This is a genomic window from Cypionkella aquatica (genome assembly GCF_030161095.1).
Lineage (GTDB): Bacteria > Pseudomonadota > Alphaproteobacteria > Rhodobacterales > Rhodobacteraceae > Cypionkella > Cypionkella aquatica.
Map to the genome: position 1 here is coordinate 639,581 of NZ_BSPP01000004.1, position 16,990 is coordinate 656,570.

Annotated in this window: 16 protein-coding genes and 1 riboswitch; of the genes, 11 read left to right on the forward strand and 5 right to left on the reverse strand. The window is 60.4% G+C overall.

All coding sequences use genetic code 11. The annotated features are described in order from the left end of the window. Positions 1-35 precede the first annotated feature (35 nt). The gene (locus QQJ98_RS06565; RefSeq protein WP_284324525.1) at positions 36-860 is read left to right on the forward strand and encodes a TolB family protein; all 825 of its coding nucleotides are present in this window, start codon (positions 36-38) and stop codon (positions 858-860) included. 19 nt (positions 861-879) lie between these two features. On the opposite strand, the gene QQJ98_RS06570 is transcribed toward QQJ98_RS06565, so the two are convergent. Continuing rightward, positions 880-1,278: a hypothetical protein gene (locus QQJ98_RS06570; RefSeq protein WP_284324526.1), complete on the reverse strand. Its 399-nt coding sequence runs from the start codon at positions 1,276-1,278 to the stop codon at positions 880-882. A 264-nt stretch (positions 1,279-1,542) separates the two neighbouring features. On the opposite strand from QQJ98_RS06570, the gene clpB reads away from it, so the two are divergent. Continuing rightward, positions 1,543-4,155 (forward strand): ATP-dependent chaperone ClpB, encoded by a 2,613-nt coding sequence (gene clpB, locus QQJ98_RS06575; protein ID WP_284324527.1) that lies wholly within the window; start codon positions 1,543-1,545, stop codon positions 4,153-4,155. A gap of 219 nt (positions 4,156-4,374) precedes the next feature. Here clpB and QQJ98_RS06580 read toward each other — a convergent pair whose 3' ends face one another. Continuing rightward, the gene (locus QQJ98_RS06580; RefSeq protein WP_284324528.1) at positions 4,375-5,019 is read right to left on the reverse strand and encodes a TetR family transcriptional regulator C-terminal domain-containing protein; all 645 of its coding nucleotides are present in this window, start codon (positions 5,017-5,019) and stop codon (positions 4,375-4,377) included. 78 nt (positions 5,020-5,097) lie between these two features. Between QQJ98_RS06580 and QQJ98_RS06585 the strand changes: the two genes are divergently transcribed. The 9 genes from QQJ98_RS06585 to QQJ98_RS06625 are packed head-to-tail and all read left to right on the forward strand — an operon-like array spanning position 5,098 to position 13,643. Then, positions 5,098-6,255: an aromatic ring-hydroxylating oxygenase subunit alpha gene (locus QQJ98_RS06585; RefSeq protein ID WP_284324529.1), complete on the forward strand. Its 1,158-nt coding sequence runs from the start codon at positions 5,098-5,100 to the stop codon at positions 6,253-6,255. Beyond that, positions 6,252-7,469, forward strand: coding sequence for an aromatic ring-hydroxylating oxygenase subunit alpha (locus tag QQJ98_RS06590; RefSeq protein WP_284324530.1), 1,218 nt, complete (start codon positions 6,252-6,254; stop codon positions 7,467-7,469). The genes QQJ98_RS06585 and QQJ98_RS06590 overlap by 4 nt, the downstream gene beginning before the upstream one ends. A 34-nt stretch (positions 7,470-7,503) precedes the next feature. Next, positions 7,504-8,604, forward strand: coding sequence for a polyamine ABC transporter substrate-binding protein (locus tag QQJ98_RS06595; protein ID WP_284324531.1), 1,101 nt, complete (start codon positions 7,504-7,506; stop codon positions 8,602-8,604). Position 8,605: 1 nt separating this feature from the next. After that, a complete protein-coding gene (locus tag QQJ98_RS06600; protein ID WP_284324532.1) occupies positions 8,606-9,694 on the forward strand; it encodes an ABC transporter ATP-binding protein in 1,089 nt (362 codons plus the stop codon). Then, positions 9,691-10,611, forward strand: coding sequence for an ABC transporter permease (locus QQJ98_RS06605; protein ID WP_284324533.1), 921 nt, complete (start codon positions 9,691-9,693; stop codon positions 10,609-10,611). Before QQJ98_RS06600 ends, QQJ98_RS06605 begins: the two co-directional genes overlap by 4 nt. Next, on the forward strand, positions 10,608-11,447 hold the full coding sequence (locus QQJ98_RS06610) for an ABC transporter permease subunit (RefSeq protein ID WP_284324534.1): 840 nt from the start codon (positions 10,608-10,610) through the stop codon (positions 11,445-11,447). The genes QQJ98_RS06605 and QQJ98_RS06610 overlap by 4 nt, the downstream gene beginning before the upstream one ends. Further along, positions 11,434-11,649 (forward strand): hypothetical protein, encoded by a 216-nt coding sequence (locus tag QQJ98_RS06615; protein WP_284324535.1) that lies wholly within the window; start codon positions 11,434-11,436, stop codon positions 11,647-11,649. Before QQJ98_RS06610 ends, QQJ98_RS06615 begins: the two co-directional genes overlap by 14 nt. Beyond that, entirely contained in the window at positions 11,646-13,259 is a 1,614-nt protein-coding gene (locus QQJ98_RS06620; protein WP_284324536.1) for an amidohydrolase, read from the forward strand. The genes QQJ98_RS06615 and QQJ98_RS06620 overlap by 4 nt, the downstream gene beginning before the upstream one ends. A 9-nt stretch (positions 13,260-13,268) precedes the next feature. Further along, positions 13,269-13,643 (forward strand): cupin domain-containing protein, encoded by a 375-nt coding sequence (locus tag QQJ98_RS06625; RefSeq protein WP_284324537.1) that lies wholly within the window; start codon positions 13,269-13,271, stop codon positions 13,641-13,643. Positions 13,644-13,819: 176 nt separating this feature from the next. Here QQJ98_RS06625 and QQJ98_RS06630 read toward each other — a convergent pair whose 3' ends face one another. From QQJ98_RS06630 to QQJ98_RS06640, 3 genes are all read right to left on the reverse strand, one after another. Beyond that, entirely contained in the window at positions 13,820-14,869 is a 1,050-nt protein-coding gene (locus QQJ98_RS06630; protein WP_284324538.1) for a FecCD family ABC transporter permease, read from the reverse strand. A gap of 67 nt (positions 14,870-14,936) precedes the next feature. Next, the gene (locus tag QQJ98_RS06635; protein ID WP_284324539.1) at positions 14,937-15,866 is read right to left on the reverse strand and encodes an ABC transporter substrate-binding protein; all 930 of its coding nucleotides are present in this window, start codon (positions 15,864-15,866) and stop codon (positions 14,937-14,939) included. A 10-nt stretch (positions 15,867-15,876) separates the two neighbouring features. Beyond that, positions 15,877-16,644 (reverse strand): ABC transporter ATP-binding protein, encoded by a 768-nt coding sequence (locus tag QQJ98_RS06640; RefSeq protein ID WP_284324540.1) that lies wholly within the window; start codon positions 16,642-16,644, stop codon positions 15,877-15,879. A gap of 111 nt (positions 16,645-16,755) precedes the next feature. Further along, positions 16,756-16,968, reverse strand: a riboswitch (cobalamin riboswitch). Positions 16,969-16,990: the final 22 nt, after the last annotated feature.

The window sequence follows — 16,990 nt, forward strand, 5'->3', positions numbered from 1 at the left end:
CTGGGGTTCTACCGATTGCTTGAAAGGGTTTCGCAGTGCGCAGCTTTCTGGAAATCTACGATCTGGCCGGCGGCACCTCTCGATTGGTGTTGCAAACCGACCGCCATATCGAAGCGCCAAACTGGGATCCCTCGGGCGAAAGCCTGCTGATCAACGGCGACGGGCGGCTATATCGGGTGCCGCTGGCCGATCCGGCGATGATTGTGGTGGATACCGGCGTTGCGCAAAAGCTGAACAACGATCACGGCATCAGCCCGGATGGCCGCCAGATCGTGATTTCGTCGCATCACGAGGGAAAAGGCTCGCAAATTTACCTGATCCCGGCGGCGGGCGGCGACCCCGTCAAAGCTTCACCCGAGGCGCCCAGCTGGTGGCACGGTTGGTCGCCCGACGGCAAAACCCTGACCTATGTTGCGGCACGCGAGGGCAGACGGGTACTGGATGTCTACACTCTGTCGTTGGGCGGGGCAGAGCAGCGCCTGACACTGGGCGAAGGCCATTGCGATGGCCCGGATTTCAGCGCCGACGGCAACCACATCTTTTACAACTGCGACCGTGACGGCCATGCGCAGATTTGGGTGATGAAGGCTGATGGCAGCGGTCAACGCAAGCTGTTTGCGGATGATTGCGTCAACTGGTTTCCGCACCCGTCGCCGGATGGCCAGCATTTGCTGTATCTCGCCTACCCGCCCGGAACGACCGGCCATCCCGCCAATCTTCCGGTGGCTCTGTGCCTGTGCGACCCCAATGGCCAAAACCGCCGCCGCATCCTTGAGTTTACTGGCGGTCAAGGCACGATGAACGTGCCGAATTGGGCACCCGATTCCAGCGCCTTTGCCTATGTGCGCTACGAGGCCTAATTCTTGCCTGCTTCAGGCCCTAGCTTTGGCCGGGGCTGATCTCGATCGGCGTTTGCGGACGCGCAGCAAGCAACCGGTGCGTGTTACTCCAGACCGAGATATAGACTTCTGCAGCGCCATCGGGGGAAAGATGCTCGGGCGTCAGGCCAACGATGCGCACGCGCAGATGATCGCCGTGGCGCAAAGGCTCGGTCATTACATTGGTGGCGGCGGGGCCCAGATGCCCCAGATGCCGCAGACTGCGGCGCGGTAGCAGGCCCAGCAATGGCCGTTTGGCCTGTGCATGAATTGCAATTTTGCCGTCATTTTGCAGATGCAGTTCCGCCGCGTCACCGATGCACAAACCGCTTTTGCCGATATGCAGCAGCAAGCCCTGCACCGGGGCCTTGTGGATCAGCACCTGTAAAATATCCTGCATCTTGGCCTGCCTTTTCTTGGTCTTTGCTTCGATTGGGCTGGAATACCGCCTCGGGCAAGGCGGCAATTCAACCAAAGCGGTATCGCGCCGACCAATACCCCCGCTATCGGCGGTGCGCCGCCCGAAGCTGCGTAAAATTCGTGCGACCCCGCAGCAGATGCCCATTGCAAAGCCTTGGGCCGCCCCCCAATTATTCGGCAAGGCCACCGTCGATGTGCTGGTTTCCGGGCATCGCTGGGGCGCTTAACCAGAGGAGTGTTACCGATGAATTTAGAGAAATTCACGGAGCGGTCGCGCGGCTTCATTCAAGCGGCACAGACCATTGCGATGCGGGAAAGCCATCAGCGGCTGGCGCCCGAACATCTGCTGAAAGCTGTGATGGACGATGATCAGGGCTTGGCGTCCAACCTGATTCGCCGCGCCGGGGGTGACCCTGCGCGCGTGGTGGAATCTTTGGCTCTTGCGATGGGTAAGGTGCCGAAAGTCTCGGGCGATGCGCAGCCCTATATGGATCCGGGCTTGGTGAAAGTGCTGGACGAGGCTGAAAAGCTGGCCAAGAAGGCGGGCGATTCTTTTGTTCCGGTTGAACGTATCCTGATGGCCTTGGGCATGGTGAAATCCGCCGCCAAGGATGCACTGGACGCGGGCGCTGTCAGCCCACAAAAGCTGAACGCCGCGATCAATGACATCCGCAAAGGTCGCACGGCGGATTCTGCCTCGGCAGAGGAAACCTATGATGCGCTGAAGAAATTCGCCCGCGATCTAACCGAGGCCGCAAGCCAAGGCAAAATCGACCCAATCATTGGCCGGGATGAAGAAATCCGCCGCGCCATGCAGGTTCTGTCGCGCCGCACCAAGAACAACCCGGTTTTGATCGGTGAACCGGGGGTGGGTAAAACCGCGATTGCCGAAGGTTTGGCCCTGCGCATTGTCAACGGCGACGTGCCTGAAAGTTTGCGCAACAAGAAACTGATGGCGCTGGACATGGGCGCTTTGATCGCTGGGGCGAAGTATCGGGGTGAGTTCGAGGAACGTCTGAAAGGTGTTCTGAACGAAGTCACCGCTGCCAATGGCGACATCATTCTGTTCATCGACGAGATGCACACGCTGGTCGGCGCGGGCAAATCCGATGGCGCCATGGATGCTGCCAACCTGATCAAACCTGCGCTGGCGCGGGGTGAGTTGCATTGCGTGGGTGCCACCACCTTGGACGAATACCGCAAATACGTCGAAAAAGATGCGGCTTTGGCCCGTCGTTTTCAGCCGGTGATGGTGTCTGAGCCAACGGTGGAGGATACGATCTCGATCCTGCGCGGCATCAAGGAAAAATACGAACTGCACCACGGCGTTCGGATTTCGGACAGCGCTTTGGTCGCCGCAGCCACCCTGTCGCATCGCTACATCACCGACCGTTTCCTGCCCGACAAGGCGATTGACTTGGTGGACGAAGCGGCCTCGCGTCTGCGGATGGAGGTGGACAGCAAGCCCGAGGAACTCGACCAACTGGATCGCCAGATCCTTCAGCTGCAAATCGAAGCCGAGGCGCTGAAGAAGGAAGACGATGCCGCCAGCAAGGATCGTTTGGAAAAGCTGGAACTCGAACTGTCCAATCTGTTGGAGCAATCTGACGCGATGACAGCCAAATGGCAGTCTGAACGTGACAAGCTAGAGGCCAGCCGCGATCTGAAAGAACAACTCGACCGCTTTCGTGCCGAGTTGGATCAGGTCAAGCGTGATGGCAACCTTGGGCGGGCTGGGGAACTTTCCTACGGCATTATTCCGGGGCTGGAAAAACAGCTGGCCGAGGCTGAAGCCCGCGAAGGTGACGCCTTGGTGTCCGAAGCCGTGCGCCCAGAGCAGATCGCCGAAGTCGTCGAGCGTTGGACCGGGATTCCCGTCGCCAAAATGCTGGAAGGCGAGCGGGAAAAGCTGCTGAAGATGGAAGAGGAGTTGGGTCGTCGCGTGATCGGCCAACAAGCCGCCGTCACCGCCGTCGCCAACGCCGTTCGCCGTGCCCGCGCTGGGCTGAACGACGAGGGGCGGCCTTTGGGCAGCTTTCTCTTCCTCGGGCCAACCGGGGTAGGTAAGACCGAGCTGACCAAAGCCGTCGCCGAATATCTGTTCGACGACGACTCGGCGATGGTGCGGATTGATATGTCCGAATTCATGGAGAAACACGCGGTCAGCCGCCTGATCGGCGCGCCTCCGGGCTATGTGGGCTATGATGAAGGTGGCGTGCTGACCGAAGCCGTCCGTCGCCGCCCTTATCAGGTGGTGCTGTTTGACGAGGTGGAAAAGGCCCACCCAGACGTGTTCAACGTGCTGCTTCAGGTGTTGGATGATGGCATGCTGACCGATGGTCAGGGCCGCACGGTAAGCTTCAAGCAGACGCTGATCATCCTGACCAGCAACCTTGGCGCGCGGGCTTTGTCCGAACTGCCCGAGGGGGCCGATCAGGGCGCTGCACGGGCGCAAGTGATGGAAGCGGTGCGGCAACACTTCCGCCCCGAGTTCCTGAACCGACTGGACGAGCAGATCATCTTCGACCGCCTGAACCGCGCCGATATGACTGGCATCGTCGAGATCCAGTTGCGCAAGCTTGAGGCACGTCTGGCAGGGCGCAAGATTGGCCTTGATCTGGACCCCGAGGCGCGTGCTTGGCTTGCGGATGAGGGCTACGATCCGGTGTTCGGCGCGCGCCCCCTGAAACGGGTCATCCAGAATCATCTGCAAAACCCGTTGGCCGAGATGATCTTGTCTGGCGATGTGCTGGACGGGGCTTTGATCAAGGTCAGCGCCGGGGCAGATGGGCTGATCATCGGCGACAGGGTGTCAGCCTCGCGCCGTGCGCGGCCACTGCAGGCGGTTGTGCATTAAGCCGGATTGCCGAGAAAACCATAGCCCGCCCTGATGTTCAGGGCGGGCTTTTTGCTGCAAGCTTAACATACCCGATGGCGTGGGATGGACCCGCGCTGCGCGCGCCCTTCGGGTAGATAGGTCCACCCATGGCAGCCACCCCCCCGCGGGGCGCGGGGACCCCCGGCAGCCAGCGCAGGCTATCCGCCTGCTTTAAGAGCCGCTGAGATGCGAAAAGGGCTAGAGCAGTCCGGTTGCGCCAAAATGTTTCGGGAAGAACGCCATTGCGGCGGCGTGGACGGTCTGAAGTGCCTCGGCCGGGGTATAGGGGTTGATGATCGAGCTAAGATCGACCCAGACGCCTTCGCATGTTACCCGCAGCACCCGTGCGATCAGGATTGGGTCGCCGTGATAGCCGCCTTGGCGCACGAGGTCGGCGCAGAGCTGTTCCAGCTTGTTGGTGTAAAGCTGCTCATTCTCGCCACAGCGATCTTGATACAGCGGGCGTGATTGCGCCTCGCCCCAGAACGACAGCCATGCAGCGAGCCGGGTCGGCGTGCAGATCGCCGGTTCAAAATCAGCGCGCAGCATGGCGGCGAGCTGCTCTGCGGGGCTGGGGCCTGCCGCAGCCAAGGCAGAGGCCCAGTTCTGGCGGTATTCTTCGGACAGATAGCCAAGGGTTTCGGCCAAAAGTGCGTCTTTGGTCTTGAAATGAAAATTGACCAGACCGTGCGAGATCCCCGCCTTGCGCGCGACATCGGTCAGCGTGGTGCGGGCATAGCCTTGGGTGGCGACGACCTCGATCGTCGCCTCGATCACCTGAGTGCGGCGGGTTTCGCGCGACAATTTGCGCGGCGGCGGAATGGTCGGGGCAAGATGGCTCATGGCGCTTTCATAGCTGAAATCGTGGCTTTGAGAAGTCTAACAGTTTCTGATTGACAGACCAGTCAGAATCTTGCGAGCATGAGCAAACAGCAATGGTCTGCCATGACGCAAGTCTCGCCCCACGCCTCATCTCGACTGGAGTTCTGCCCGGCAACCCTGCCGGCGGCAGTTTACCACGACGCTGATTGGTATGCGCGCGAGAGTGCCACGGTGTTCGCGCAGAACTGGATTTGTGTGGGCCGGTTGGTGGACTTTGTGCCGGGCACGATGCGGCGGGTGCAGGTGGGTGCGGCAGATGTGATCGTCTGCCGGGGAGAGGGCAGCATTGCGGCCTATCACAACAGCTGTCGGCATCGCGGGTCTGAGCTTTGCCGGGATGCGGTTCAGCCAATGGGCAAGTTGATCCGTTGCCCCTATCACGCATTCGCCTATGCCGCCGTTGATGGGCGATTGGTGGCGACGGGCCATGCTGTTCCTACAGCGGATTTTGACCGGGCAACGCATGGCTTGTTGGCGGTGGCATCGCAGGTTTGGGCCGGTTTCTTGTTTCTGAATACTGCGCAGGCCCCGGGTGATCTGGTCGCGGATGTGGATCTGGCCGTGCTGGATCATTGGCCGATGCAGGATCTTGTGACGGGCCATGTCTGGAAGGCAGAAATTGCCTGTAACTGGAAGGTGTTCTGGGAGAATTACTCAGAATGTCTGCATTGCCCGGGAATTCACCCAGAACTCTGCGACCGCGTGCCGATTTACGGGCAGGGGATCATGGCAGCGTCCGAGGCGTTGCATTGGGATGGCGCGCAGCCTGCGGGCAATCTGAAGCCGGGGGCGGCAAGCTGGACCCCCAGCGGCGCGGCTTGCGGGCCAGAATTCGCCGGGCTGACCGAGGCTGAACGCGCGGCGGGGTATCACTTCGTCACCTTCTGGCCGACGGCCTATGTGGTCGCGCATGTCGATCATGTGCGCTCGGTGCGGATCGTGCCGCTGGGGCCGTTGCGCACTGCGCTGGTGGTGGAATGGCATTTCTCGCCCGAAACCTTGGCCCAGCCGGGGTTTGATGCGGCAGAGGTCGCCGCATTTGCCAAGATCGTGCTGGGTCAGGATGGCGACGCGGCAGAGATGAACCAGCGCGGGCTGATGTCCCCCGCCTATCGCGGCGGCACGTTGATGCCCGAAGAATATGAGATTCACCGCTTTCACCAATGGCTTACACAAGAGATGGAGGTCACAAGATGACCAAACATGACGCAGACAGCCTGACCATCCCGAATGATTGGGATCGCCGGGGGCTTCCGGCCTGGACTTATCATTCCGAAGCGATGTTCGCGTTGGAGCGTGACAATTTGTTCCTGACGCATTGGCAGGTGGTGGGGCATGTCAATGATGTGGCCAACCCCGGCGATTGGCTGGGCTTTGACCTTCAGGGTGAACGCGCTGTGGTGATGCGCGGCCAAGATGGCGTGGTGCGAGCGTTTCACAACCTGTGCCGCCATCGCGGCGCACGGGTGGTGAATGGTGAAAAGGGCCATTGCAAAGGGGCTTTGGTCTGCCCGTTTCATGGCTGGGTCTATAATCTCGATGGCTCTTTGCGCGGCGCAGCGCAGCCGAGCAGCTTCGGCGGGTTGGATCGGGCGCAGTTTGGCCTGAAACCGATCAAGATGGAGGTATTCCACGGCTTCATCTTCATCCGATTTTTCCCCGGCCCGCAGCCCTCGGTCGCCAAAATGCTTGCCCCCTATGCCGCCGATTTTGCGGGTTATCGCAGCGAGGGCGTGCAGCCACTGGATATGCCACATTGGGCGACCGAACTGCCGGTGAACTGGAAATCGGTGCGCGATGTCGATAACGAAGGTTATCATGTGCCGATGGCCCATCCGGCGTTGCAGGATCTCTATGGCCGCACCTACCGCGATCTGCATCTGGATGGCGGGCTGAATGTGTCGATTGGCAGCTTTGGCGATGCCCCGGCGCGGCGGTGGTCGGTGAAGATGTATCTGGCGATCACCGAGCGGCAAGACTGGCTGCCCGAACATCTGCAGACGGTCTGGACCTATTACGGGCTGTTCCCCAATGCTGTGTTCGCCTTCACGCCGGAATCGGTGCAGTTTTATCAGGAAATCCCGATCTCTCCGGGTAAGACGCGGGTGACGGGGCGGATTTACCGGCAGCCGGTGGAATCGCGGCGCATGAAGGTGGCGCGCTATCTGGCCTACCGCATTGACCGCGACACCTCGGCTGAAGACCAGCAACTGTCGATCTGGTCGAACGAGTCGATGCTGTCGACGGCATTTGAGGGCTTTCATCTGTCAGACCTGGAATACGGGCTAAAGCGCCACCACGACAGTCTGCGCGCCTTGATGCCGGTGATGACTCTGCCCGCCGCCCCGCCTGAAGCGGAAATCGCGGCGCGCAATGAAGAATTGATTAGCCAAGCAAATGCACAGGGCTAACCTGCATGAAAACCAACACAACAGGGAGACGGCCATGAAACTGACCCGACGCAGCGCGCTTGGTGTGATTGGCGGCACTTTGGCCGCGCCCTATGCCCGGCCCTCTTGGGCGCAGGCGGCCACGGTGAATGTCTACAACTGGTCGGATTACATTGGCGAAACCACGCTGGCGGATTTTGAGGCCGAAACCGGCGTCGGTGTGGTCTATGACCTTTATGCTTCTGCCGAAGAAATGCAGGCCAAGATGCTGGCGGGCTCCACCGGTTATGATGTGGTGCTGATGTCCAGCCTGAAACTGGCCAGCTTCATCACCGCCGGGGTCTATCAAAAGCCAGACCGCGCCAAGCTGCCGAACTGGAAAAACCTTGATCCGGCGATCCTGAAAATCGTTGAAGGCTTCGATCCCGGCAACCAATATGGCGTGCCCTATATGTGGGGCTCGGTCGGCTTCACATTCAACATGGCGATGGTGAAAGAACGTCTGCCGGATGCCGATTTGTCCGATCTCGGCGTGCTGCTGAACCCGGAAAACGCAGCGAAACTGGCGGATTGCGGGATATCCTTGTTGGACAGCCCGACCGATTTTGGCTTCATGGTGCTCAGCTATCTGGGGCTGGATGCAAGTTCGGCACGAGAGCCGGAATACCGCAAAATGGCCGATGCGGTCGCCCCGATCCGGCAATATGTCAGCACGTTTGATAACGCCAACTACCTGAACACCCTGCCGAATGGCGAGATTTGCGTGGCCAATACATGGTCAGGCGATTACGGCGTCGCCAAGACCCGCGCGAAAGAGGCGGGGATTGATATTGATCTGCAATATTTCGTCCCCAAAACTGGCGCGCCAGCTTGGTTTGACAATTGGTGCATCCCCGCAGATGCGCCGAATGTCGAAGGCGCGCATAAGTTCCTTGATTACATGCTGCGCCCCGAAGTGATTGCTGCCTGCACCGATTTTACCGGCTATGCGAATGCCAACAGCGCGGCCACGGCCTTGGTGGACCCGGCGATCACCGCGGACCCAGCGGTTTACCCGGATGCCGAAACCATGAGCCGCCTGTATACCCCCGCGCCGCAATCCGAAGAACAAGACCGCGAAATCACCCGGATCTGGGCCGAGATCAAGGCAGGTTAAGGTGGCTGATCCGTTCATCCGTATCGAGGGCGTGTCAAAGAAATTCGGCACCTTTCAGGCCGTGCAAGACGTTTCCCTGACCGTGGCGCAGGGCGAGATTTTCTCGCTTTTGGGTGGGTCGGGCTGTGGCAAAACCACCTTGCTGCGGATGCTGGCGGGGTTTGAAGAACCGACCGAGGGGCGCATTTTCATCGACGGGCAGGATATGGCCGGGGTGCCGCCGTGGCAGCGCCCGGTGCATATGATGTTCCAAAGCTACGCCCTGTTCCCGCATATGAGCGTTGAGAAAAACGTAGGCTACGGGCTGAAGCACGAGGATATGACGGCGGCCGCGCGCAAAGCCCGCGTGGCCGAGATGCTGGAGCTGGTGCAGCTTTCGCCATTTGGCCACCGCAAACCGCATCAGATTTCTGGCGGTCAGCGGCAACGGGTGGCCTTGGCACGGGCGTTGGCGCGGCAACCGAAACTGCTGCTGCTGGATGAACCCTTGGCCGCTTTGGACAAGAAACTGCGCGAGCATACCCAGTTTGAGTTGATGTCGATTCAAGAGCGCACAGGCGTGACTTTCATCGTCGTGACCCATGATCAGGAAGAAGCGATGACGCTTTCGGACCGGATCGCGGTGATGGACAAGGGCCGCGTCAAGCAAGTTGGCGCGCCGACCGAAATTTACGAATACCCGAACTCACGCTTTGTGGCGGGATTTATCGGCTCTATCACCGCGTTTCCGGGGCGGGTGTCGGCTCTGGCGGGCGATATGGCAACCGTGCAGGTCGCGGCATTTCAAGCGGCAGTGCAGGCCCGCGCCGTGCCGGGGCTGACGGTCGGCCAAGAGGTGACTTTAGCGGTGCGCCCCGAGAAACTGGTCATCAGTCAGGCGCGGCCAGAGGCTGAGAATGTCATCGAGGGGCAGGTCAAGGATTTGGCCTATTTCGGCAAGGATAGTCTCTATCGCATCACTTTGCCCTCGGGCGATCTGATCTCGGTCCACTCTGTCAACGCCGGGCGCTCTGCAGGTGGGCGGCCTGATTGGGATGACAAGGTTTACCTCAGCTTCGCGCCCCCGGCCGCGATATTGCTGGTGGAATGATGCGCAACCGGATCGCCACTTGGCTGCAGGGGCGCGGCTATCGCGGGGTGATCATCGGGTTGCCCTATATCTGGCTGCTGCTGTTCTTCTTCATCCCGTTTCTGCTGGTGCTGGCAATCTCTTTCGGCACCCGCACCCCCACCGCGCCGCCCTTTGGCTATGGCGGCGAGCATCCGTGGATCAGCTTTGTCGGCTATTCGCGACTGTTCCACGACGATCTGTATATCCGGGCGTTTCTGGTATCCCTCAGCAATGCAGCCACGGCGACGGTGCTCTGCCTTCTGCTCGGCTATCCGATGTCACTGGCGCTGACGCGGGTTTCGTCCAGTTGGCGGAATATCTTGCTGATGCTGGTGATTTTGCCGTTCTGGACCTCGTTCCTGCTGCGGGTCTATGCGTGGATGGGGCTGATGGGCAAGAACTCTTGGTTCAACGCCTTGCTGACCGACGCCTATAATCTGCTGACCCCCGCGGCGTGGCATCTGAACAATATCCCGATGATGCACAGCAATTTCGCGGTGGTTCTGGTGATGGTCTACACCTACCTGCCGTTTATGATCCTGCCGCTCTATGCCAACCTCGAACGGCTCGATCCGGTGCTGGACGAGGCCGCGATGGACCTTGGCTCGCGCCCGTTCCGGGTGTTTTTGGACGTGACCCTGCCGCAATCCGTGCCGGGGATTATCGCAGGCGCGATGCTGGTGTTCATCCCAGCGGCGGGCGAGTTGGTGATCCCGACACTGGTGGGCGATGCCTCCAGCCCGATGATCGGCCGGGTGATCGCGGATGAGTTTTCCTCGGCCTCAGATTGGCCGATGGCGGCTTCGGTGGCGATTGCTTTGCTGCTGCTGATGGTAGGGCCGATGATGCTGTACACGCATTACCAATCAAAAGCCGAAGCAGGGGACGAGCCATGAGACGCCGCCCGATCTTCCTGATCACCGTGATGTGCTTTGGCTTTGCGTTCTTCTACATCCCGATCCTGTCGATGATGGTCTATTCCTTCAACGGATCACGGTTGGCAACGGTCTGGGGCGGGTTTTCGACCAAATGGTATGTCTCGCTGCTGTCCAACAAACAGGTCGGCGCGGCCTTGCTGCTATCGTTGAAAATCGCGGTAGTCTCAGCCACAGCGGCGACAATCCTTGGCACGATGGCGGGGATCACCCTCGCCCGCTTTCGGCGCTTCAAGGGCCGCACGTTATTCTCGGGCCTCGTCACCGCCCCGCTTATCATGCCAGAGGTGATCACCGGAATTTCCTCGCTGATGCTGTTCATCCTGATGGCGAAATTTCTCGGCTGGCCATCCTCGCGCGGCTTCACCACGGTCACCTTGGCACATATCACCTTCTCGATGGTCTTCGTCACCACGATCATCCAATCGCGCATGCTGCAAGCCGACCGAGCCATCGAAGAAGCCGCGATGGATCTGGGGTCAAAACCTTGGGCGGTTCTGTTTGACATCACGCTTCCTGTGATCTTTCCGGCGATCCTGTCGGGGTGGCTGCTGGCCTTCACGATCAGCCTTGATGATGTGGTGATCACCTCGTTCACCACCGGTCCGGGCAACACCACCTTGCCGCTGTTGATCTGGTCAAAGGTCAAGCTGGGGGTGACACCGGATATCAATGCTTTGGCGACGCTGACGGTGCTGGTGGTGGGCGCAGGCGTGGCTTTGGCGGGTTATCTGCTGAACCGTTCTGAAAAGCGCCGTGATGCCGATGCAAGGCTGGCTTATCGTGACAATGACTGAGGGCGATGAAAAGATGCTGGGCGTCAACATTCCGCTGGGCCTGCCCGGATCGGGGCGGCAGCGCTACGCGGCGGCGATGACCCTGTATCAAGCCGGGACACTTTCCGAGGCGGCGTTAGAAGCGTATCGGATTTGCTCGCCGCTAGACCATCAAGACCCGGCTCCACTGCTGGCCGTTGTGGCGCAGGGGAGACGGCCATGACCACAACCTTGATCCACAACGCCAATATCCGCACGATGAACCCCGCCTGCCCGCAGAGTGATGCCATCTTGCTACAGGATGGCAAGGTGGTTGCGCTGGGCGATAAGGCGCGGTCGCGGGCTGGCGATGCGCGCCAGATAGATGCAGGCGGACGCTTACTGCTGCCGGGGTTTCAGGACGCGCATATCCACCTGTTGAACGGCGGCACCGATCTGGTGGAAACCGCACAGCTTTACGATTGCACGACGCTGGCGGATATTCAGGCCGCGATGGCAGCGCATCAGGCCAGCCAAACCGGCCCAATGATCTGGGGTGCCGGTTGGCAAAGCGGCTTCTTTGGCGATCACAATTTGACCCGCGACATTCTGGATGCCGTGGTGCCGGATCGGCCCTGCCTGATCTACGACGGCAACTTTCACAACGCCTGCCTGAACTCCAAGGCACTGCAGATCATCGGCGTCGGCCCCGATACGCCCGACCCTTTGAACGGCCACATTGTCCGCGACAGCAGCGGCGTCGCAACAGGCATGCTGCATGAAGAGGCGATCAACTGGGCAACCAACCTCCTGCCGCAGACCAGTGATGCCACCCGCAGACAGGGGTTGGCGGCAGGCATGGCTTGGGCCAACAAGCACGGCATCACCGGGGTGATTGACCCGTGGATTCTCGACCACCACGCGCGGATTTACAGCGAGGGGTTGGATAGCCTGACCCTGCGCGTCGCGGGCGCTTGTCTGGTGACAGCGGCGGATAGCGTCGAGACTATGCTGACCCGCCTGCGCGCCTTTCGCGCCGCGCATTGTGGCCAGGATTTCCATCTGAACGCTGCAAAATTCTTTCTCGACGGCGGGCTTGAAAACCGCACCGCAGCCCTGCTCGCCCCCTATGCGGACGCAGCCAGCGGCAATGCCGCGCTGATGTTCAGCCAAGCTCAGATCGACGCGATGTTCACCGCCTTGGATGCCGAGCGTTTTCAGATCCATGTGCATTGCATCGGCGATGCCGCCACCCATGCCGCGTTGAACGGCTTTCAGGCGGCGCGGGATGCCAATGGCGCTTGGCCGTCGCTGCACCAGATTGCGCATTGCCAACTGGTTGATCCTGTCGACTTTCCACGCTTTGCGGCGTTGGGGGTGATGGCCAACCTGCAACCGCTCTGGGCCTGCAACGATCCGATCATCCCGGATGACACGATGGCGATGATCGGCCCCAAACGCGCGCCCAACACCTATGCCTTTCGCAGCCTGATCGACGCGGGCGCGCCCTATTGCATCAACTCGGATTGGGCGGTCACCACGCTCAATCCGTTTGAAATCATCGGCACCGCAGTCACCCGCGAACCGCCACGGGCGCGTGGCGTGGCGGAACCGTTCTTCCCCGATCAATGCCTGACCGTGGAAGAAGCCGTGCTCGGCTATACCACTCACGCCGCTGCGGCTTGCTGGCGCGGCCACTATACGGGCGCATTGAAACCGGGCTATTCCGCCGATCTGATCCTGCTCGACCGCGATATTTTCAACGTAAACCCCTATGCGATTGCCGAAACCCGCGTGCTGCTTACCCTGTTCAAAGGGCGCGAAATCTACCGCGCCGAAACCTTCTCCAGCTAAGAGGCCCCCATGACCCTGACCATGAAACCCGTCGCAGAGGGCGACCGCCGCATCGCCAATATCCATACCGCCAAGTTTGAGGAATTTGTCTATCCCGACGGCGTGGCCTTGGGCGATGCGATCTTGCAGCATGACACCGACCTGCCGCTTGGCACGGGCTTCCACGTCTACCGGATGCCCGCAGGCATGAAAACCCGCAGCCACCGCCATATGGGGCACGAGCAATTCCTGCTGCTCGAGGGCGAGTTGATCGAAAGCGATGGCACCGTGTTCCGCGCTGGCGATCTGGTGTTTTACCGCGACGGGACAGAGCATAACTCCTACACCCCCAACGGCTGCCTGTTGGCCGTGCATATCGTTGGGCCAGAAGAATCGCTCGAATAACTGGCGCGGCACGCCTGATTCGGCACGGCGTGGTTAACAACCCGGCCATATCGCGAAACCTGCGCGCGATATGGCCGCTTTCCAGACGGAAAATGGCCGGTTTCTGGGTCGTTAACCTTTGGTTAAATGGCCAATTAACACCGCGTTCTCAACCCGTTAAGGCGCGGGGTTAGCCATCAGGCCCGTCGGGCCATCAACCAGACAAAAAACAACCCACCCGTCAGCCCCGTCACAATGCCAATCGGCATATCCTCGGGTGCCATCACGATGCGGGCGGCGGTGTCGGCCCAAGTCAGAAAAATTGCGCCAAACAGCGCTGAAAGTGGCAGCACACGGGCGTTGTCGCCGCCGAAAATCAGCCGCACCAGATGCGGCATCATCAGACCGACAAAGCCGATAATGCCCGAAAACGCCACCATAACCCCTGTGATCAACGCCCCCGCGACAAACACCGACAGCCGAAAACGGGTGATCGCAATGCCCAACGTGGCGGCGGTTTCATCACCCAAGCTCATCGCATTCAGATCAGGCGCGCGGTGCCACAGCCACGCGCCCGTGGGGATCAGCACCGCCAGCGGGAACAAAAGGTGCGGCCATTGCGCAAGACCAAGCCCGCCCAGCATCCAGAACACCACCGTATGGGTGGCGCGCGGATCACCCAGAAAGATCAAGATGTTAGCCCCGGCCATGATGATGAAGCTTACCGCCACGCCCGCCAAAACCAACCGATCCGCCGAGGTGGCGCGGGCGCATTGCGCGATACCCAGCACCAGCGCTGTCGCCCCCAGCGCTCCCGCAAAGGCCAGCAGCGGCACGGTCAGCAAGCCCAGAAACATCCCCGTATGCATCAGCGCCAAAATCGCCCCGAACGCCCCGCCGGATGAAATGCCCAGCAGATGCGGGTCGGCCAGAGGGTTGCGGGTGACCGCCTGCAACGCAGCCCCGGTCAGCCCCAAACCTGCACCCACCAAGGCCGCCAGAATGGCGCGCGGAAAGCGGATATCCCAGACAATCGCCGCGCGACCGGGCGACCATGTGACAGGCACGGCATCGGGAATAACATGATTAAGCGCCACCCCCCAAACGGTCGAAAGCGGGATCGCAATAGCCCCGATCGACACCGCCAGCAGGATCGACAGCACCAACGCCCCGGCCCCAGCCAGCCCCCAAACGCCGCGTCGCGACAGCTGCCAAGTGGCGGCGGCGGTTTGTGTTAGCTCTGCCATATCCTGCCCTTCAGAACCGCCCGCGCCAAGGCTGATCCCCGGCGCAGGTGCGAATGATTTCAATAGTTTACTTGGCTGCGAATCCCGCGACCAGCTTTTCCACCGCCTTGATATTGCGCGGGCCGGGGGTGGCTTCGACATATTCCAGCACCACGAAACGGTCGTTTTTCACCGCGTCGATGCCTGCAAAAGCCGGAGTTCCTTTCATGAAAGCGATCTTCTGATCCGCCGTCACATCGCCATAGTTGACGATCACGATCACCTGCGGATTGCGTTCCACCACAGGTTCCCACGCCACGGTAGTCCAGCTTTTATCCAGATCTTCCATGATGTTAACACCCCCTGCCGCCTCAATCAGCGCGGTGGGCATGGCGTATTTGCCAGCGGTAAACGGCGTATCCTCGCCACTGTCATAGACGAACACCCGCAGCGGTTTGGCCGTATCGACCCCCTTGGTAATCTCGGCCAATTTGGCCTTATAGCCATCGATCAAGGTCTTGGCTTTATCCTCGACCCCGAAGATCAGGCCAAGGTTAAGGATGTCATCATACATGTCCTGGATGCTGCTTTTCGCTTTGGCACCCACGAAAATGCAGCTTTCGGTCAATTCGTAGGTCTTGATGCCCAAAGGTTCCAGCGTTTCGGGCGTGACCTCTCCGCCGACCTTCATGCCATAGTTCCAGCCGGCAAAAAAGAAGTCTGCATCGGCCCCCGCGAGCACCTCTTTGGTCGGGTATTTCGCGGACAATTCGGGCAGCTCCGCGACACCATCGCGCATCTCGGCATCAAGGGTTTTCCAGCCGGAAATCCCCGTATAGCCCACCATATGATCGCGCAAACCAAGCACCAGCATCATCTCGGTTAGGTTCACGTCGTTGGAAACCGCATGGGCCGGGGCGGTGTCAAAGGTCACGTCACGGTTGCAGCTTTTCACCGTGACGGGAAAGGCCGAGGCAGTGGTTGCCGAAAGCAAAAGCGCGATAAGGGTCAGTTTCACTTGGAAAATCCTACAGATGAAAGGAAAAGCGCGGCGCTGGACCAGAGCGGTCGACGCGGGCGGTAACGTTGAAGGCGGTGGCGATGTGATGCTCTGACAGCGCCTGATCCGGCGGGCCGTCAGACAGCACGCGACCCTGCGACAGCACGAGAATGCGGTCGGCATACTGCGCGGCCAAAGTTAGGTCATGCAGGGTGCAAATCACTGTCAAGCCAAGGCCGCGCAACAGCGCCAGCAGTTCAAGTTGGTGGCGGATGTCCAGATGGTTTGTCGGCTCATCCAGGATCAGCACATGCGGCTCCTGCGCCAAAGCCCGGGCGACCATGACGCGCTGTTTTTCACCGCCCGACAGCGTGCCGAAAGCATGATCAGCAAAGCGGTCAAGATCAAGCCGGGTGATCGCGGCGCTTATCACCTCGGCGTCGCGGATAGCGGCGGTGGCGAAACCTGTGCGATGCGGCAGACGGCCAAGGGCTACAATTTGGCGCGCGGTCAGGGCGAAATCGCTGGGCTGTTCTTGCAGCACGGCTGCAATCTGGCGGGCGGTATCGCGCGCCGAGTGCAGCCAGATATCGCGCCCCATCAGGCTGACCGTGCCTTTGCGCGGCGCGACATAGCGATACAACATCCGCAGCAATGACGACTTGCCCGCGCCATTCGCGCCGCAAATCGCCATCACCTCGCCCTCAGCCACAGAGAAACTGATGTCGGTCAGAATGTCAGGTTTGCGCGGTGGGCCCCAGCACAGGCCGCGTGCTTCCAGTATCGGTAAAGTCATGGAAAGCTACCGCAAAAACAGCGGCTTGTCTGGCCAAAGCCAGCGCATCTGGGCCTGACTGGCCCTTGAAAGTTCATCATAGCATCCTTCCCCAGGCGCCCCGCCCGGTCGGTTGTTTCGGCTATGATGGCAGGTCTCCTGACTCGCGGGTCGTGGCTTGCCTGCTCCTTCCCGCCGTGCGGCAGTGGATAACGCAGGTTCGCTCACCGCTTACAGTTGCGGGGGCAGTCACGGATTTGGTGGCTAATGCCTACACCACACCGTATTCCCTTTTCATCCGACGCGGCTTTTCGCTTGGTCGGAACCATCGCCGCCAAGAGAAAGCGTTTGCGCCAAACTGTCAATC